Raw genomic sequence first — 18,423 nt, forward strand, 5'->3', positions numbered from 1 at the left:
CTGAAAGGGAAATAGTCACCCTTTTTTAGTATTCTCCGGAAGCGCCACCACCGCCCCCGGTACCACCTCCGAAATTGTATTGATCCTGTGTAGGTCCGGATGTCTGGCTCATGGTCTGTGCAATGATCAGCGATTCAATCTGTACTGCTTCCATCATATGACGCTCATCAGCAGAATCGGCTGTGAACCCGTGACGGGGCGTTTTTAAATAACGGATCAAGCCATAGGCAACTGCTATCATGGCTAGCCCCCCCAATGTCATAGCTATTTCCAGGGGAGCAATACTATGGTAATAACGGATGGTGTACACCATTGCAGCAACAAGCAGCAGTCCAACTACAATCAGTATCCTGTTCTTTTTACGAATACCCTGAATGATATACACCAGTGGCAGCAGCACCGTCAGTATCCAGAAAATCCAGCCGCCTGCTATGTCTTGTCCTGGTTGCAGGTCGAGATCAAACATCTCTATACTCAATTCTCTGACAACAAAGTAGTTCCCGCCCATATACAAGGTCAGTAAAGCAACACCCTGCAACATGTCCAGGCAGGGAGTATAATGACGATAGGTATGTATACGGGATAATCGCAGCGATACGAGGTATACCGCCAGTGAAACGATCATTACCGCGAAAGGAACGATAATCTTCCCGGCAGTACCAGCATAGGAAAGTATCGAAAACAACATTCCCAGCAAGGAGATATGCGCAACGATGCTCATACTTACATCCGCGAAGCGAATTACAAACCAGGTAGCTAACAGTAAGGCAATAAAGAAGTATATCCATGGATTACCCTCACTACGGCCGAAAATTAGTATACCACCAAGTATAAATCCGCCGGACGCCCATATTAATGCAGCATCAGCGCCTGACTTATAGTGCTTCTTGTCTCTTACCATATACTCGGCCCCCACATATGTGCCGATACCAAAGAGGCAGCACAACACGCCGAAACCGTCTTCACTTCCGCCTGTTGACATGATCAGGGTGAATAAACCGAAAGAGAAGGTCAACATGATATAGGTAAGAATGAAGATCCCGATACGCATGTAGATATTAGGCGAATAGAGATCAACCGGGTAAGCAGCTTTGATGGCCGCCAGCTCTTCGGGTGTAATACAGGACTTCTTACTGGCCTTCTCTGCCTGCTCTTGTATATGACGATTATCCAGTGAGGTCGTATTATAGGAGATCATGCTTTTTTCAGTTTTTTGTTCAACTTCACCAATAAAATAACAAATGCGATAGCCGATGCAATGAAATACATGAAGCCGAAATAAACTGCGCCGATATCATTTATTTCCAACAGCACCCTGATCACCATAAAACTTAATCCAACGTAAGCGTATAGTGTAATAATCAGTGCGAAATAGAACGAACGGTGCTTCAGGGCTTGCGGCATCATGACGATTACGGCTACTGCCATTAACAGAAACCAAAGGCCATAGGCCCCGTCATAAGCAGCAAACATACCTGCCAGTGTAGCGATGAGCAGGATGTGCGTACCAAAATTACTATAGGTAAAAGCGAAATGCGGTTTGAACGTTTTCCGTTGACTGAGATAAGCAGCGGCCAGTAGTATGCCACCTAGCACCAAGCCGCTATAGATAAGTGAAAAGCTACTGAAATCGTTGGCGCTCAGCAACTGTAAAGGAGTGACTGTAACGCCCATCCAGGCAGCCAGGTTGGTCACGGCCATACTTAGTACACCCAGGTGATCGAAGTAATAAGCGGAAAAGAACAATACTACCATCGGGATAAAGGTAGCGGCCCCATACCGGTAACCGAACACGCTATATTGGACCTGAAGATATGTGATAAAGGTGATCAACAACAGGCAGCCCAGCAACAGGATGTAGTCAAACAACACATTAGGCGCAGGCACCTTTTCCCGCGAGAAAGGGAGTTTATGCCGGAAGCTGTAGTAAAAGCAACCTGCGCAGCCGAGAGCTATTGCCGCCAGAATAACCTGATGGCCAATTGTATCTATATTCTTGTATATCAGGATGCCTAACCCACCACTTAGTAATAGTACGCCGAGATATAGGATGGTTTTAAGTTCCCAGTGTATGGAGAAGAGCTTGTCTGCGGAGATCGTCCGGATCTTTTGCGCAGAGGTATCTGAGATAATGCCTTCTTTTTGAAGTCGTTCAAACAATTGATTGTCCATAACATTCTAAATGACTCCGGAAAGTATAACAATTAATTCATATCAACAAGCATTCTCCCGGGGATCACAGGAAATGGCGGGTATAAAAAAACGGCTGTCAGTGATATTATATATCTACTTACAGCCGTTTCTGCAATGACGGGTAATAGGTTATTTCCCCCAGCTTACATTAATATCATGTGCTTTGGCGTATGCTTTTCCTAAGTTAGTCAGTTTTACAAACAGCTCTTCAAATTGTGCGGCGTATTTGTTGTCGATTTCCAGGGCGAGTGCAGCAATATCATCTTTAGCAGCGCCACTGTCACACAGCTTAGCAAGAGCGGTATATTCGTTTTTGTATACAGGCAGCACATATTCGTGCAAAGCGATGGAAGTTTCCAGCATTTCTTTTGTTTCGTCTGTCTTTTTCAGTGCCTTGATATCTTTGAGCGCCTTTTCAATATATTGCGCTTTATTATCCACTATCATCTGTGCCTGATTCGGCGCTTCATTGCCCTGTACACCTTCATGTTTCACGGTAGTCGCAATCAGGTCGCGCGTGAAATTTTCACTCGCAAAGTCATTAAAGATATTGGTGTTCAGGACTGCACGATCGAAATAGTTTTCGGGAGTAGGGTTGGTACATGCAGCGAGAGCAAGCATAAAACCAAGGGCAAACAAGTACGTAATGTTTCTAATTTTCATGTTGGCGTTTTTTAGACCGCGAAGTGTAGCAATTATCATTCCACTGTATTATATGCTATGAACGATATTGTAAAGATAAGCACCATTCGTAAAAATATCCTTCAGCTGACAGCTGGCCCGAAGATTGCCGGCTGATAGCAGGTACTGTATCCATATTTGTGTTAAAACCAATTGTCATGGAAAGTGAAGTTAAAGCCATTAAAGCAGGGACATCTTTATCAATATTACTTCCCGGACTAGCAACTGCAGGCTTCCGGTGGTTTGTGCAGATCAGTGGGACAGACTGCGTAGAGGTGCAGCCCAGTGACGATGCGATAGACTCTCCCCTTCAGAAAGCAGGAATGGGCAATGAGGAATCTTTTATGATTAATGGCAAAATGCCTGGACATGCCACTGTCATCTTTGAACAGCGACGTGCCTGGGAAAAAGAAGGGCCTGCCATCAACTCAAGAAAACTCGAAATTACTGTTATCTGACCTGTTTTTTCGGACGACCAACTACAAAACTGTTGCAATGTAAATACCGGTAGCTGTAAAAACAGTCTATCCTATACCTGTTTTAGCTATTGAAATAAAAAATATATATCCTGTCACCCACCCTTTTTATCTGTCGATAAGTATTTATTGGTGAAAGTTAACTGTTGCCGGCGGATGCTTCCTTCAGGGGCTTCCGTTATTGTGCATGGCTATATGCCTATACCCTGCCAATTTATTGACCGAAATCTAACGACCGTTCATGAAGCGCATCTTTACAATCGCCCTATTATTATTCATCCATACCGGCACCCAGTTAGTGTATGCACAGACCTTCATACCCATACCTGTTACAGGTTATAATGCCGATGTTGTAGCCGAAGCCGGATTAAATGCTGTGGCAGTTACATCAACTGTTATTGACGGCAGTAATCATATTTTGTATACTGAGTCTTTCGCAGCCGGCAATGGCGTTGACGGTGGTATTGTTAACTCAGGGATGTTTGTAAGTGGTACCCGCACCTACCAGATGAATCCTTATACAGCCTCCAACGCCCTGTATCTATCAGTAAACGGGAATGTGGCCAATACGCTACCGGCGGGTACGCTGACGCTGTCTACTCCTGCGATGTACAGTAAACTGAGCATACTGGCTTTTGGTACGGAGAATAACAGCACAGTAACCGTTACGCTCAACTTTACAGATGGCACTTCCGCCAGCGCAGGTACACTGGCAATCAAAGACTGGTTTTACGGAACACCTTATATATTCAGTGGTATGGGCCGGCTAACGCGCACTACAACCGCGCATACTGTGGATGGGTTACCCTCTGAACCGCGTATGTATGCGTTTGACTTCAACATACCCTGTGCGGAGCAGTCCAAGCTGGTGAGGTCTGTATCCTTCGTGTACGTGCAGGGGCCTAATACCAGTTCCAGGGCCCTGATTGTTGCATTATCGGGCGTGGCTTATACTCCGCTGACAATTACCAGTACCAAAACAGACGCTACCTGTGGAGGCAGCAGTGGTAGTATTGCGGTAACAGCCATCGGCGGCACACCTCCATTGGCCTACACCTGGAATACGACACCGGCACAAACCACGCCGGTGGCAGCAGGATTAGGCGGAGGGATCTACACCTTATCCATCCGGGATGGTAACAACTGTACAACAACGGTCACAGATACTATAGAAATGCAGTCAATGGCCAGTCTGACGGCAACTGCCCTACCTGCACAGATTTGTGCAGGGGATACCTCTTCCCTCTCCGTAACAGCCAATGGTGGCACGGTAAGTAACTACTCCTGGTCACCGGGAACCTATGGCGGAGATCGTGTGATGGTTACTCCGACAGATACAACTGCCTACATTGTTTCAGCTACAGATGCCTTTGGTTGTATTTTAACAGATACTGTAATGGTGGCAGTAAAACCTACTCCGCAGCCGGCATTTACAGCGCTTCCCGAAGTGGTTTGCCTGGGTAGCGACCATACGCTTACTTTCACAGGCACTGCCGGAGCAGCGGCGACCTATAACTGGTTTGATTTTTCAGGAGCCACTATTCATAGCGGAACAGCGGCAGGCCCTTATGATATACGTTTTGACAACGCAGGACAGTATACTATACAGTTACAAATAACCGAAGATGGTTGTGTATCGACAATAGCTACTGAGGAGCTGACGGTATCGCAGCCGCCGGAAGCAGTATTTACAGTCAGCAAGACGCCCGTTTGCGCAGGCGAGGCAACCACGGTAACCTTCTCAGGCACACATAGTCCATATGCAATACCTACCTGGAACTTCGGAGGCGGAAATATACAAGATGGTGATGGGTTTGGCCCCTATACGGTGGTATATCCGCGTAGCGGCATCATTACCCTGCGTATACAGGATGGCGTGTGTGCAGACACCGCTACCGCCCTGGAGGTGGTAGCTATACCTTTGCCGGTGGCAGATTTCACCACGGATTTAACCACAGGATGTGCGCCGGCAACGATCAATTTTACCAATAACTCACAACTGGCAGATAGTTACCAATGGACGCTGGGCGATGGTACCCAAACAAATGAAAAAGCACCCTTACACGATTATACAGTGCCAGGGGTCTATACGGTCACCATGACCGCCATAGCGCAGGGGCAGTGTACAAGCACTATTACTAAACCTGCATTGATCAGTATCCTGACACCGCCGGTGGCTTCCTTCACGGCCGCACCAGGCGAGAACGTTCCGGTAGAGTTCAAAAATGGCACATTTACATTCAACAACACCTCACAGTTTGCCAGGAACTACCTCTGGGATTTCGGTGATGGTCAGTCCGCCGATACAGAAGATGCCCAACACAAATACGAGCTGCCTGGCAGTTACCGCGTCACCCTTTATGCAGGGAATGAAATCGGCTGTACAGATAGTATCAGTCATGCGTGGTATATCGTAACGCCTGACCTGGTATTAGAAATTCCGAATGCTTTCAGCCCTAACGGCGACGGAATGAATGACAGCTGGAATATTGATGGATTAAAAGCAAGACCACAGGCTACCACGGAGATCTATAACCGCTGGGGTCAGATAGTCTTTACCGGAATCGGATATACACCGTGGGATGGAACGAGACGCGGTCAACCCCTTCCGCAGGGTACCTATTATTATGTGATTAAAACATCGGCAGACGAAAAGCCCTATACAGGATGGGTAGCGCTGCTACGGTAATATATTTAGTATCAACCAAAAATACAATTGAATGAAACGTGTTCTTCTTGTTGCCTCCATGCTGGTAATATGTGCCTGCAGGCTATACGCACAAACCTATACCCCTATACCCGTAACGGGTTACAACAACGATGGTGTAGCAGAAGCCGGGCTGAATGCAGAAGCCGTGACTACCACAGGACTGGATATCCAGGCTAAGATACTCTATAGCCTGGATTTTGCAGCATTGAACGGCTTACAGGCAGGCATACCCAATGATGGTATTTTTACTACAGGGCTTCGTACTTACCAGATGGCAGACTATACCGGCAATAACGTATTGTACCTGTCAAAAAACGGTGTCGTAGCCAATACCACCGGTTTTGATACCCTGACGTTTGTTACACCCGGCGCTTACAGTAAACTCAGTTTTCTTTGTTATTCCACGGAGCAAAGCAGTACTATATCCATCACCTTCAATTATACAGATGGTACATCCTCCATTCCGGATACTTCTACAATCCTTGACTGGTTTGGCGGTATCAATCCCGTTTTTGACAGTCATGGCCGTATAAAGAGACAGGCAGCCGGCCCATATGCCGTAGAGGGCCTCAGTTCTAATGACCCGCGTATTTACTGTGTTGATATTGCACCCGTTTGTGAAAACCAGGCCAAAGAAATTGCTTCCGTGATTGTTAATTACGTACAGAGTGGTGATCCGGGTGGGCAGTCCAGAGCTGTATTCCTGGCAGTATCAGGTCTGGCATATGTACCTATCGGAGTAACCTCCGATGTAGTAAAGGCTTCCTGTGGCAATAGCGATGGCAGCATCAATATTACCGCAACAGGCGGCGCATTCCCCCTAACTTATTCCTGGAATACCACGCCCGCGCAAACAACTGAGCATGCCGTAGACCTGGCAGCGGGTACATATACCGTTACCGTGACAGACGCTAATGGATGTCCTGCAGATTTCAGTACGGAAGTGAGTGAGGAATCAATGATACTGCTGAAAGCACTGGCCAAACCAGGCGACCTTTGTACCGGCACAACAACTAAACTGTGGGCTATCCCTACCGGTGGACGTATGCAGTCATATACCTGGGAGCCAGGAACAGTGACAGATTCCAGCTTTACCATATCACCGGATACTACAACGACCTTTAAACTGACCGGCATTGATGAAAATGGATGTAAGGTGATAGACAGTATTAAAATTACCGTTACTGAGAAACCGGAAGCGCCCCTGGTAAGTGCACAGACGATCTGTCCGGATAGTACCGCCACACTGAAGATCACAAATGCCACTACCCCTTTTACCTATAACTGGTACACCTTCCCGTCAGGAGGAAACGTAACAGGCAATGGTGATACCTATACAACACCGGCAATAGGCACCGCCACTACCTGGTATGTGGAGGCAGTAAACGGACCTTGCGCCAGCGACCGGACGCCGGTAACCGTAACCCCGTTTGATAGAGCAGCGACACCGGTAGTAAAGACAGGAACGATCAGTAGCACCGGAGTGACATTTACCTGGGAACCTGTACCCGGAGCAACCGGTTATATTGTTTCAGTAGATGGCAGTACCTATGCAGCGCCGAGCAGCGGTAACCAGGGTACTACGCATGTGGTGACTGGCATTACCAACCAGGAATCTATCAATATCAAGGTGATTGCACTCGGGCCACAAGTATGTCAGAACAGCTTACCCGGACTCGCCAGCGCTAAACCGAAACCAGGAGAAATATTTATACCGAATGCCTTTACACCAAATGGCGACGGTAAAAATGACTATTTCAAACCAGAAGGCACCAGTATTACCGCTATTGATATGAAGATATTCAACCAGTGGGGAGAACTGATTTACCAGACTAATCAGCTGACCGGCTGGAATGGTACTTATAATGGAACGCTACAACCATCCGGCGTTTATACATATACAGTACGGATTACGATGACTGACAAGACACAAGTAATAAAAAAAGGAGCCATTAATCTGTTAAGATAAATCCGCAACAAACGCGTTTTATTCCGGGGATGACTGTATGGTCATCCCCTTTTTTTATACCTGCAATATTGTAGCTGATACAGCAGCTAGTTTGGCAATGACAACTATGGAATAATATAGTGCTTACACCAAAGTGTGATATAGACACGTATAAACACACTACATAATTGGATATCAACTATTTAAACTGAAACATTTAGCATTATAAGGAGCAACAAACAGGCTTTCCTAAAAAACTTTGAATTTTACAACTATTCATTTGAATGGAACAATAATAACCCAGGGATTCTTACCATTTTTACAGCAGGATTTAAAGGTACTCAACGAATAAACAGGCGAAAGGAAGAACCACGTGTAACAGGTGGTTCTTTTTTTATAATCGGATAAGGTAATAGCTTCAAGATTCCTTCAAATTTTTAACCGAATTATGCAGTTGATATGAAAGTTCTGCTCGTTGAAGATAATAAAGAGCTGGCCGGCAGCATCCGTAGTTTCCTGGAAAAGGAAGGCTACTTATGCGAAGTAAGTTATACCAGCAATGAAGCCTATGATAAACTGACGGCCTTCGAGTATGACTGCATACTATTGGATATTACGCTGCCAGACGGTAATGGACTGGAGCTACTGCAATTTATCCGCCTGGAAAAGATTGATAGCTGTGTACTAATCATTTCAGCCAAGAACTCGCTGGATGATAAGATCACCGGGCTGGAGGGAGGAGCGGATGACTATCTGACCAAGCCCTTTCACCTGCCGGAGTTACATGCACGGGTAAGGGCTATTTTCAGAAGGAAGAAGCTACAGGGCAGCAATATTGTTACTTTCAACGAGATTACGCTGAACACAGATACACTGGAAGCACTAGTAAATAATACTGTACTGGACGTAACGCCGAAGGAATTTGATCTCTTGTTATACTTTATCGTCAATAAGAACCGGGTATTGTCTCGTCAGTCGATCGCTGCCCATCTCTGGGGCGACTATACCGACAACCTGTCCAACTTTGACTTCGTATACCAGCATGTGAAGAATCTGCGAAAAAAGATGAATGCTGCGGCAGGTGGAGATTACATCAATACAGTGTATGGATTAGGTTATAAATTTAATACTGCCGCATCATGAAACTGATCAATAAATTCACGCTATGGTATATCTGCATCACACTGACAGCGATGCTGGTAGGATTTGTGATTGCGTATCATAAGGTAAAGTCAGGTATAGACCAGGGAGAGATCAACCGCCTGAAAGCAAAGAACGATCAGATGGCATTACAGATGCGCAAAGGGGTTTCTCCGGATACCTACATGCGCGGCAGACCTGTGGAGATTAAGTTACTGGAGAATGAGGTACCACTGACTAAGTATGATGTATATGAGCATACCTTCTTTAATACCATGCTGCAGCAAAAGGAATGCAGGCTGACTGTAAAGTCCTTTTATAATATCAATGGTCGTCATTACAGTATTTCATCCTATAACTATGTTACCAAGGCTAATGAGATATTCAAAGGCCTGTTCAGCTCTTTCATCTGGATCTTCGCCATACTGTTAACACTAACAGTACTCTCTGCAAGGTTTGTATCCAGGCTGATACTGGCCCCATTTCACCATACTATGAAAAAGGTGCGGGCTTTTAACCTGAAGGACAGGAAGCCGCTGCTGCTGCCAACAGCCAGTGCGTCAGAACTGAAAACGCTGAACTCTTTTCTGAACAGTATGACAGACAAAGCGCTGGATGACTACCGTTCGCTGAAAGAGTTCACCGAAAATGCTTCTCATGAGTTACAGACGCCGCTGGCAGTATTACGCAACAAGCTGGAGCTACTGACGGAGTCCTATCTGCAGGGAAAAGAGCCGGATAGTATAGTACCACTGATAGCCGACATGCAGAATGAGATTGACAAGTTGTCCAGGATAAACAGTTCATTGACACTACTTGCCAGGCTGGAAAACAACGAATTTGAAAATCGTCAGTCAATATCTATGTCACAGCTGATTACTGATGCGCTGCAGAGCTTTTCGGAATTGCTGGATATGAAATCCATTGCACTACAGACACACATATCAGCAGGAGTGACCGTGCAACTGCATCCGGCGCTGACAGACATTTTACTAGGGAACCTGTTGAGTAATGCGATCAGGCACAATGTTGAGGGTGGTCAGATTAATATCCTGCTCAGCAAATCCAGGCTAGTGATCAGTAATACCGGGCTACCACCAGAAGTACCTACCAACCAGCTGTTCAGGCGCTTCAAAAAGGGAAGCCGGAACAGTAACTCGATAGGCATAGGTCTGGCAATTGTGAAACAGATCTGCGACATCAACCATTTCGACATTCAATATGACTACGCCGAAGGCTGGCATATCATGCAAATTATTTTCGAGGAATCAACAGAGAACCTATCACTGCTAAGGGAAGAGATCAGCACACTTCTTCCTGAGAAACAGTATTAGTGTTCAAGGTCTTAATGTTTAAGTATTATCATGCAAACAAAAAGAATCGTCGTAGTCCTTTTCCTGCTGTTATGGCATGGATCAATGGAGGCACTACACGCACAGCAGGTACTGACGTTGAAAGACGCAGTACAAACCGCGCTGGCCAATTACGGGACCATCAGGGCTAAAGCCAACTACCTGAATGCGTCGAAAGCCACAGCAACACAGGCGAAGCGGGAGTATCTTCCAAACCTGAACCTATCCGGCCAACAGGATTACGGTACCGTTAACGGACAATTCGGACCTTCTTTCGGCCTGAACGGAGGTATTGCATCCGCCGGTCCGACGCTGCCTACGCAGAACTGGAATGCCGCTTTCGGCGGACTATACCTTGCCAATCTTAACTGGGACTTCTTCGCATTTGGCCGTGCAAAGGAAAGGATTAAAACAGCCCAGGCAACCGTTAACAGAGACCAGGCAGACTGGGAGCAGGAACAGTTCCAGCATTCGGTAAGAGTGGCAGGCGCATATTTGAACCTGCTGGCAGCACAGCGGCTTACGCGGTCCTGGCGGAATAACCTGGAACGCGCCGATACTTTCCGTGCGGTAGTAGTCACCAGAGCGTTGAACGGGCTGATACCCGGAGTGGATTCTACACTGGCCAACGCCGAGGTGTCTAATGCCAAAATCTCTTATACGAAAGCGAGAGATGCAGAACAGACCTATGCAAATCAGTTGGCGCAACTCATGGGTATTGCTCCTGCTAACTTTACACTGGATACCTTATTCATTACCAGGATACCTTCCGCACTGACAGATAGTATCGCAGGCAATGTGCAGGGGCACCCATTACTGAAGTTTTATGAGAACCGGATTAAGCTGAGTGACGAACAGGCCAGATATATACATACGCTGAACTACCCAGCCTTTTCACTATTCACTGGCGTACAAACGCGAGGTTCGGGCTTTGCGGATAACTATATTGTTGATCAGACAGCCTATAACAAAGGTTACTGGGATGGTATAAAACCAAACCGTACCAACTACCTTGTAGGCGTAGGTGTATCCTGGAATCTGACATCTCCATTGAGAGTAAAGCACCAGACAGCTTCTCAGAAGTTTATATCCAAGGGTTTGCAGGATGAATACGAGCTGACCCGCCAGCAGCTGACAGCCCAGCTGACCCTGTCAGACACCAGGATCAAAAATGCGCTTGACAACTATGCAGAAGCGCCGATCCAGGTGAATGCCGCCAGCGAGGCTTACATGCAGCGCACAGTATTGTACAGGAACGGCCTGAATACCATAGTTGACGTAACGCAGGTATTCTATACACTGAACCGGGCAGAGACAGACCGTGATATTGCCTTTACGAATGTATGGCAGGCACTATTGCTCAAAGCAGCAGCAAGTGGCAATTTTTCTCTATTCATCAATGAATTTTAACTAAATGAACCTGATAAGATCAGCATTACGCAAACCAATATCCATACTGGTAATAGTGGCTGCCCTTTTCTTCTTCGGTATAGGAGCTGTAAGAACGATTAAGGTAGACATCTTCCCGAAACTGGACCTCCCGGTGATGTACATCGCGCACCCGTTTGGAGGATACACTCCAACACAGATGGAGGCCTATTTCGGCAAACAGTATATCAATATATTACTCTACGTAAATGGTATCAAAGCCATTGAGACAAAAAATATACAGGGTCTCACCCTTATTAAGGTGAGCTTTTATCCGGGTACTAACATGGCACAGGCACAGGCAGAGCTAAGTGCTTTCTGTAACCGTATCCAGGCCATATTTCCGCCCGGTTCACAGCCGCCATTCATTATCCGTTTTGACGCCTCTACCCTGCCTGTAGGTCAGCTGGTACTGAGCAGTGAAAAGCGGAGTAATAATGAACTGCTGGACCTGGCCAACACTTATGTACGTGCTTCCTTTACACAGATCCCCGGTCTGGTATCCGCCCCTCCTTTCGGTGGTAACTTACGTACAGTAGTAATCAAGGCAGATCCGGAACTGTTACGTTCTCACAATATGACACCAGATCAGTTGGTAGAAGCATTACGTATCAATAACCAGACATCGCCTTCAGGCAACGTACGTATCGGTGATGTGAACTATATCACCCCTGCGAATACAGCTATCCGGACGGTAAAAGATTTTGAGAACATTCCGCTTTTTAAAGGAGGCGTACAGAACCTGTATCTGCGTGATGTAGCAACAGTAGAAGATGGGGCAGACGTAACGGCCGGTTATGCGTTGGTCAACGGACGACGCTCTGTATACCTGAGCGTAGCGAAATCAGGCGACGCTTCTACCTGGGAAGTAGTGCAGAAACTGAAAGCAGCATTACCTAAATTTCAGTCACTGCTACCCGAAGATGTCAAACTCACCTACGAATTTGACCAGTCTGTATATGTGATCAACGCTGTAAAGAGCCTGATCAGCGAAGGTGCCATTGGTGCAATACTCACAGGCCTGATGGTATTATTGTTCCTGGGCGATGCCAGAGGAGCGCTGATTGTAATACTGACCATTCCGGCCTCGATTATAGCAGCAGTACTATGTCTTAAACTGGCCGGACAGACCATCAATATCATGACACTGAGCGGCCTGGCACTAGCCATCGGGATATTAGTGGATGAGAGTACCGTAACAATAGAGAACATACACCAGCATCTGGATATGGGTAAACCGAAAGGCCTGGCTATATGGGATGCGTGTAAAGAGATCGCCTTCCCTAAATTGCTGATCCTGTTCTGTATTCTGGCAGTATTTGCGCCCGCATTCACTATGGGAGGCATTCCGGGTTCCCTGTTCCTGCCGTTGGCGCTGGCTATAGGCTTTGCGATGATCATTTCCTACTTCCTGGCACAGACATTTGTGCCTATCATGGCTAACTGGCTGATGAAAGATCACCAGCATAAACACAAGGCAGCACAAACAGGAGCAGCGCACGACAAGCAAGGTTTGGCGAACAGGGAGGACTTGAATAACGATGGAAAGATATCCTTCTTTGAAAAAGTGCGTAACCGGTTTATGCGCTTTATGAACAGGATGATGCCGGCACGCAAACTGATTGTGACTATATACCTGGTGGCTGGCATCGGGCTGGTATATGTACTGATCAACAGCATCGGCAGAGATGTGTTGCCCCGGGGTAATGGTAGTCAGTTCCAGCTGCGGTTACGTGCGCCGGAAGGTACCCGGGCGGAAAAAACAGAGGAGATCACCATCAAAACAATCAATACGATCAAACGTATTGTAGGAGCCGAAAACGTGTCTATTTCTTCTGCTTATGTAGGGCAGCACCCGGGTCAGTTCTCTATCAGCCCTATTTATCTGTTCATGCCGGGTCCACAGGAAGCGGTGATTCAGGTAGCATTGGAAGAGCATCATAAGGTAAATATGGATGCACTGAAAGACGAGATCAGGGCTGCCATGAAAAAAGAACTGCCTGACGTAAAGCCATCCTTCGAGCCGATAGAGCTGACAGATAAGATCCTGAGTCAGGGATCACCCACGCCGATAGAAGTAAGGTTTACCGGCAGGAATAAACAGCTGAATGAGCAGTTTGCAGGCAAACTGATTACAAAGCTGAAGAATATAGATTACCTGAGAGACGTACAGCTGGGTCAATCGACGAAATACCCGTCACTACGTGTAAACATTGACAGGGTAAGAGCAGCACAGCTGGGTGTGGATGTAAGTGATATTTCCCGTTCGCTGACCACCTCAACTTCCTCTTCCAGGTATACAGAAAAAAACATCTGGATTGACGAGAAGTCTAACCTGAGTTACAGCGTGCAGGTGCAGGTACCAGAGAATAAAATGACGGATATACAGTCCATTGCAGAGATCCCGCTGCTGCGCAATTCAAGCAGGCCGGTACTGGGGGATGTGGCGACCATCGTGCCGGATACGACATATGGAGAGGCAGATAACCTGGGCGCTATTCCCAGCTTGTCTGTTACCGCGAATACGAACAATATTGATCTGGGAACAGCCGCCGCGGATGTACAGGCTGCCATCAATTCACTGGGTGAGTTGCCACGTGGTCTGAATGTTGAGCTGATAGGTCTTAGTTCTACGCTCACAGATACACTGGACAGTCTGCAATCTGGTCTGGTAGTAGCGATAGTAGTAATCTTCCTGATGCTGGCAGCAAATTTCCAGTCATTCAAGGTATCAGCGGTAGTACTGGCATCGGTACCGGCGGTACTGATCGGGTCACTGACCTTGCTGTTACTGACAGGATCTACCCTGAATCTGCAGTCTTACATGGGCATTATCATGTCTGTGGGTGTGTCTATATCGAATGCAGTGTTATTGATCACAAACGCAGAGCAGCTACGACTGGGCAACGGCAATGCGCTACTTTCAGCAAAAGAAGCAGTAGGTTTGCGTCTTCGCCCGATACTGATGACAAGTCTGGCGATGGTTGCCGGTATGATACCTATGGCAAGCGGCCTTGGCGAGTCCGGAGATCAGACATCACCGCTTGGGCGTGCAGTAATTGGCGGTCTGGTAGCCTCGACCTTCAGTACGTTATTCATTCTGCCATTGGTATTTGCCTGGGCACAGGGTAAAGCTACCACCCAATCGGTATCCCTTGATCCGGAAGATAAAGAAAGTAAAAACTATGTACCATCCTTACACGAATAATATGAACAATATCAAAGCATTTGCTATCACCATAGGTATACCGGCCGCATTGTTTTTTAGTAGTTGTAGTCATACGGCAGGTAAATCAGAAAAGAAAATCGAAAATGCGCAGGAAGAAGCAGCCTTTGCTGCAGTAGCGCTACAAAAAGGCAAGATCAGTTCATCCCTTCAGATACCTGGTGAACTGATCGCTTACCAGCAGGTGGACATTTATGCGAAGGTGAGCAGCTTTGTGAAAAAGCTGCATGTGGATGTCGGCACGGAAGTCAGCCAGGGGCAGTTGCTGGCAACCATGGAAGCGCCGGAGATCAGCTCTCAGCTGGCAGGCGCTGAGTCCAGGGTAAAATCGCAGGAAGCGGTATACCTGGCCAGCAAGGCAAACTATGACCGCCTGTACAATACAAGCCTTACACCTGGTACAGTATCTAAAAACGACCTTGATATAGCCCAGGCAAGAATGAAATCAGATCAGGCACAGTGGGAAGCAGGAAAGGCAGCTTATAGGGAGATTTCAGACAACAGGAACTACCTGGAGATTAGGGCACCGTTTTCAGGCGTTATCAGCGCGAGAAACGTAAGTGCCGGCGCTTATGTTGGTCCGACGGGAAAAGGCTCTGAATTTCCCTTATTTACGCTACAGGAACAGAAGAAACTCCGTCTTGTGATCTCTGTTCCGGAAGCTTATACGGGCTACCTGAATGGCAACAGCGAAGTAAATTTCAACGTAAAGGCATTTACCGGCAGGAAGTTCACTGCCAGGGTAAACCGTCTTTCCGGGGCGCTGGATGCCCGACTGCGCGCACAGCGTATTGAAATGGATGTAATCAATACCGACAAGAAGCTGTTACCAGGTATGATTGCTGAAGTGAATATTCCTATGAATGGATCAGACAGCACATTCCTGGTACCTAAAGCCGCAATAGTCAATTCGACCGTGAATGTATTCGTAGTGAGAGTGACAGATGGTAAGGCAGAAAGAGTACAGGTGCAGACTGGTCGTGAAGCAAACGGTAAAGTAGAGATTTACGGTAATCTGAATGAAGGCGATACAATCCTTGCATCCGCTAATGAAGAAATAAGAGAGGGCGCAGCACTGAAGCAAGTTAAAATTGGCCAGTAAGAAAGGAGGAGATCAAATGAAAAGGGCTGTCTTACAGGACAGCCCTTTTGCATATTTATAGGGAGCCGTGTCGGACCGTTGGTTACCCTATATTTCCAACGGTTATGATGAGGGAAAAGAAGACAAAATCACTGTATCAGCACCTTGCTGGTGTAGGTATGGTTAGCATTGGTGACCGTCAATATATAGAAGCCACCAGGCATATTACCGGTAGGAATCGTTATAACAGCCGCATTGGCCTTCCTGTAGGCTATCACTCGCTTATTGATATCTACTACAGCTACCTGCAGCGGAGACGACGCATTATAATCTTTCACATGGACGGTCAGCGTGCTGCCGGCAATTACCGGATTAGGATACACCAACAGCCTGCCTTCCGCTGTGACGTGCATATCTGCTTTTTCAGGCTGGATATCAGCTATCGTCACCTGGGCAGCAGCATTCCCAACCACATTATAACCAAACGCCTCCCAGCCACTGGCAGCGGGCCGGGTACAGGTCATAGCAGCTGTGCCGTTCTCTGAGGATATAAAGGAGCCGTTGTTACCTCTGAGGGTGACCTTACCGTCGGCAGTAGGTATCCAGTCAAAAACTTCCCATCCCTGGATAGTAGGCCGGTTACAGGTAATGGGCTGTTCGCCATTTTCGGAAGAAACGTACATACCATTATTTCCTCTTAGAGCGATTTTCCCATTACCAGCATCTATCACTGCGAATATTTCCCAGGCCTGGGGCGTATCAGCGTCGCACCACATAGCGCCCTGGCCGTTCTTTGAGTTAACATATTTGTTGTTGAAACCCTGTAACCAGATAGTTTTGCCTACAGGAGCAGTAGCGGTACTTCTGCCAGGAGCTACGGCAGCAATGGTGTTAGTGTTTTTCACGTTGTTGACGAATTTTATGTTATTCAGAACAGCGCTCATATTCGCAGCTCCATCCATTAGATAGGGAGGATTTATACGAAGTAACGCGGCATTTTCATTTAAATCAAAACGTTTATAGGTCCAATGAAACCAGCCTACTCCGGCACTATTCATGGCGGCGATATTAGCGCGTAGCCAGTTATTGTTATTCTCTCCCGTCTCTCCTACCACAACAGGCACATTGTGAGTATTCCGGAAGTTGCTGATATTACCTAGTTCATTGATCTGATTAGCGTCGCCATTAGTAGTAGTGGTAGACGTTGTTGTACCATAACGGTGCGCATTGTATACCAGATTGCTCCTGTTGGTGAAAGTGAACGGCTCCAGGTAATTATACTGATTACCCCATCCATTTCCTTCAATCATCAGCAGGTGGGTGTCACCCTGACCACGGATAACGTTGATCAGTCTTTCAAACAATGCGTGGATGCTCTGGTTGGCAGGGACATTATTCGGTTCATTGATCAGGTCATAGAAGGCAATACGGTCATCATTGATATATCTGGCAGAGATACGCTGCCAGAGACGTACGGTAATATCCTGATAGATAGGCTTATTCCACAGGTCATTCCCCACCAGGGCATCGGAGATATTGGCATCAGTGCCGGCAGCGCCGGGGGCAGCATGCAAATCAAGGACGACATACAAATTATTAGCCCCACACCATTTCAGGAGGCTATCCGTAAGCCGGAAGCCCTCCAGGCCAGGGTCATTAAACAGCTGATTGTTGCTGTACCAGGAGGTTAGCGAAGTTACATAGTTGTTGTAAGTTGACGAATTGCGTGCAACACCATTTCTTACAGCCCTTTGCGCGGGCGTCAGGAACAGATCATAGTGTATAGGCAGGCGTATACTATTGAAGCCCAGTGATGCCAGGTAGTCTATATCTGCCTTTGTGATAAAGTTATCGCGCCAGGTCTGGTAAAAGGCTTCTACAGCAGCATCACTTTGTCCCTGGTCATATAAGCGCTTTTTAATAGACCATTGCGTTCCGCCACCGGAAAAGGAGGGTTTCATCATATAGCCTTCCTGTAATAGCCAGCCACCAACATTGATCCCTTTCAGGATCACTTCCTGATTACTGGCATTGACGATACGTTTTCCATCTGCCCGCAGGCGGGTCAGCTGGGAATAAGCCTGTGCTGAGGCCATACATAGGGCAATCAGCAGCAGAGAACAACATAGCATAAGTTGACGCAGACGACGTGGAATGCACAACCGGTTTGTGTAATGGAGTTTCATCT

Annotated in this window: 12 protein-coding genes; 8 read left to right on the forward strand and 4 right to left on the reverse strand. The window is 47.0% G+C overall.

What is annotated here, in order from left to right; genetic code table 11:
• Window positions 1–25: 25 nt before the first annotated feature.
• From K1Y79_RS03570 to K1Y79_RS03580, 3 genes are all read right to left on the reverse strand, one after another.
• Window positions 26–1,198, reverse strand: a complete 1,173-nt coding sequence (locus tag K1Y79_RS03570; RefSeq protein ID WP_220248624.1) for a hypothetical protein — start codon at window positions 1,196–1,198, stop codon at window positions 26–28.
• On the reverse strand, window positions 1,195–2,172 hold the full coding sequence (locus tag K1Y79_RS03575; RefSeq protein WP_220248625.1) for a DUF2157 domain-containing protein: 978 nt from the start codon (window positions 2,170–2,172) through the stop codon (window positions 1,195–1,197). The genes K1Y79_RS03570 and K1Y79_RS03575 overlap by 4 nt, the downstream gene beginning before the upstream one ends.
• A gap of 150 nt (window positions 2,173–2,322) precedes the next feature.
• Window positions 2,323–2,856: a hypothetical protein gene (locus K1Y79_RS03580; protein ID WP_220248626.1), complete on the reverse strand. Its 534-nt coding sequence runs from the start codon at window positions 2,854–2,856 to the stop codon at window positions 2,323–2,325.
• A 176-nt stretch (window positions 2,857–3,032) separates the two neighbouring features.
• Here K1Y79_RS03580 and K1Y79_RS03585 point away from each other — a divergent pair, with 176 nt between their 5' ends.
• The 8 genes from K1Y79_RS03585 (at window position 3,033) to K1Y79_RS03620 (ending at window position 16,256) form a co-directional block, all read left to right on the forward strand.
• Complete coding sequence (locus tag K1Y79_RS03585; protein WP_220248627.1) at window positions 3,033–3,332, forward strand: protease inhibitor I42 family protein; 300 nt, start codon at window positions 3,033–3,035, stop codon at window positions 3,330–3,332.
• Window positions 3,333–3,591: 259 nt separating this feature from the next.
• Window positions 3,592–6,039 carry a PKD domain-containing protein gene (locus K1Y79_RS03590; protein ID WP_220248628.1) on the forward strand — a complete coding sequence of 816 codons (2,448 nt, stop codon included), beginning with the start codon at window positions 3,592–3,594 and terminating at the stop codon, window positions 6,037–6,039.
• 31 nt (window positions 6,040–6,070) lie between these two features.
• Window positions 6,071–8,029, forward strand: a complete 1,959-nt coding sequence (locus K1Y79_RS03595) for an Ig-like domain-containing protein (RefSeq protein ID WP_220248629.1) — start codon at window positions 6,071–6,073, stop codon at window positions 8,027–8,029.
• Between the two features lie 438 nt (window positions 8,030–8,467).
• Window positions 8,468–9,151, forward strand: a complete 684-nt coding sequence (locus K1Y79_RS03600; protein ID WP_220248630.1) for a response regulator transcription factor — start codon at window positions 8,468–8,470, stop codon at window positions 9,149–9,151.
• Complete coding sequence (locus tag K1Y79_RS03605; protein ID WP_220248631.1) at window positions 9,148–10,482, forward strand: sensor histidine kinase; 1,335 nt, start codon at window positions 9,148–9,150, stop codon at window positions 10,480–10,482. The genes K1Y79_RS03600 and K1Y79_RS03605 overlap by 4 nt, the downstream gene beginning before the upstream one ends.
• 30 nt (window positions 10,483–10,512) lie before the next feature.
• A complete protein-coding gene (locus K1Y79_RS03610) occupies window positions 10,513–11,910 on the forward strand; it encodes a TolC family protein (RefSeq protein ID WP_220248632.1) in 1,398 nt (465 codons plus the stop codon).
• 4 nt (window positions 11,911–11,914) lie between these two features.
• Window positions 11,915–15,136, forward strand: coding sequence for an efflux RND transporter permease subunit (locus K1Y79_RS03615; RefSeq protein WP_220248633.1), 3,222 nt, complete (start codon window positions 11,915–11,917; stop codon window positions 15,134–15,136).
• A 1-nt stretch (window position 15,137) separates the two neighbouring features.
• The gene (locus K1Y79_RS03620; protein ID WP_236059472.1) at window positions 15,138–16,256 is read left to right on the forward strand and encodes an efflux RND transporter periplasmic adaptor subunit; all 1,119 of its coding nucleotides are present in this window, start codon (window positions 15,138–15,140) and stop codon (window positions 16,254–16,256) included.
• Window positions 16,257–16,384: 128 nt separating this feature from the next.
• Here the strand turns inward: K1Y79_RS03620 and K1Y79_RS03625 are convergent, their stop codons facing one another.
• On the reverse strand, window positions 16,385–18,421 hold the full coding sequence (locus tag K1Y79_RS03625) for a cellulase family glycosylhydrolase (protein WP_220248635.1): 2,037 nt from the start codon (window positions 18,419–18,421) through the stop codon (window positions 16,385–16,387).
• Window positions 18,422–18,423: the final 2 nt, after the last annotated feature.

It is taken from the genome of Chitinophaga rhizophila (genome assembly GCF_019492185.1).
Lineage (GTDB): Bacteria > Bacteroidota > Bacteroidia > Chitinophagales > Chitinophagaceae > Chitinophaga > Chitinophaga rhizophila.

What these genes read in the sequence shown, in the direction of transcription:
- K1Y79_RS03570 (WP_220248624.1), bottom strand. Translation starts at nt 1,198, where the DNA reads ATGATCTCCTATAATACGACCTCACTGGATAATCGTCATATACAAGAG.
- K1Y79_RS03605 (WP_220248631.1), top strand. Translation starts at nt 9,148, where the DNA reads ATGAAACTGATCAATAAATTCACGCTATGGTATATCTGCATCACACTG.
- K1Y79_RS03625 (WP_220248635.1), bottom strand. Translation starts at nt 18,421, where the DNA reads ATGAAACTCCATTACACAAACCGGTTGTGCATTCCACGTCGTCTGCGT.
- K1Y79_RS03620 (WP_236059472.1), top strand. Translation starts at nt 15,138, where the DNA reads ATGAACAATATCAAAGCATTTGCTATCACCATAGGTATACCGGCCGCA.
- K1Y79_RS03600 (WP_220248630.1), top strand. Translation starts at nt 8,468, where the DNA reads ATGAAAGTTCTGCTCGTTGAAGATAATAAAGAGCTGGCCGGCAGCATC.
- K1Y79_RS03615 (WP_220248633.1), top strand. Translation starts at nt 11,915, where the DNA reads ATGAACCTGATAAGATCAGCATTACGCAAACCAATATCCATACTGGTA.
- K1Y79_RS03610 (WP_220248632.1), top strand. Translation starts at nt 10,513, where the DNA reads ATGCAAACAAAAAGAATCGTCGTAGTCCTTTTCCTGCTGTTATGGCAT.
- K1Y79_RS03590 (WP_220248628.1), top strand. Translation starts at nt 3,592, where the DNA reads ATGAAGCGCATCTTTACAATCGCCCTATTATTATTCATCCATACCGGC.
- K1Y79_RS03585 (WP_220248627.1), top strand. Translation starts at nt 3,033, where the DNA reads ATGGAAAGTGAAGTTAAAGCCATTAAAGCAGGGACATCTTTATCAATA.
- K1Y79_RS03575 (WP_220248625.1), bottom strand. Translation starts at nt 2,172, where the DNA reads ATGGACAATCAATTGTTTGAACGACTTCAAAAAGAAGGCATTATCTCA.
- K1Y79_RS03595 (WP_220248629.1), top strand. Translation starts at nt 6,071, where the DNA reads ATGAAACGTGTTCTTCTTGTTGCCTCCATGCTGGTAATATGTGCCTGC.
- K1Y79_RS03580 (WP_220248626.1), bottom strand. Translation starts at nt 2,856, where the DNA reads ATGAAAATTAGAAACATTACGTACTTGTTTGCCCTTGGTTTTATGCTT.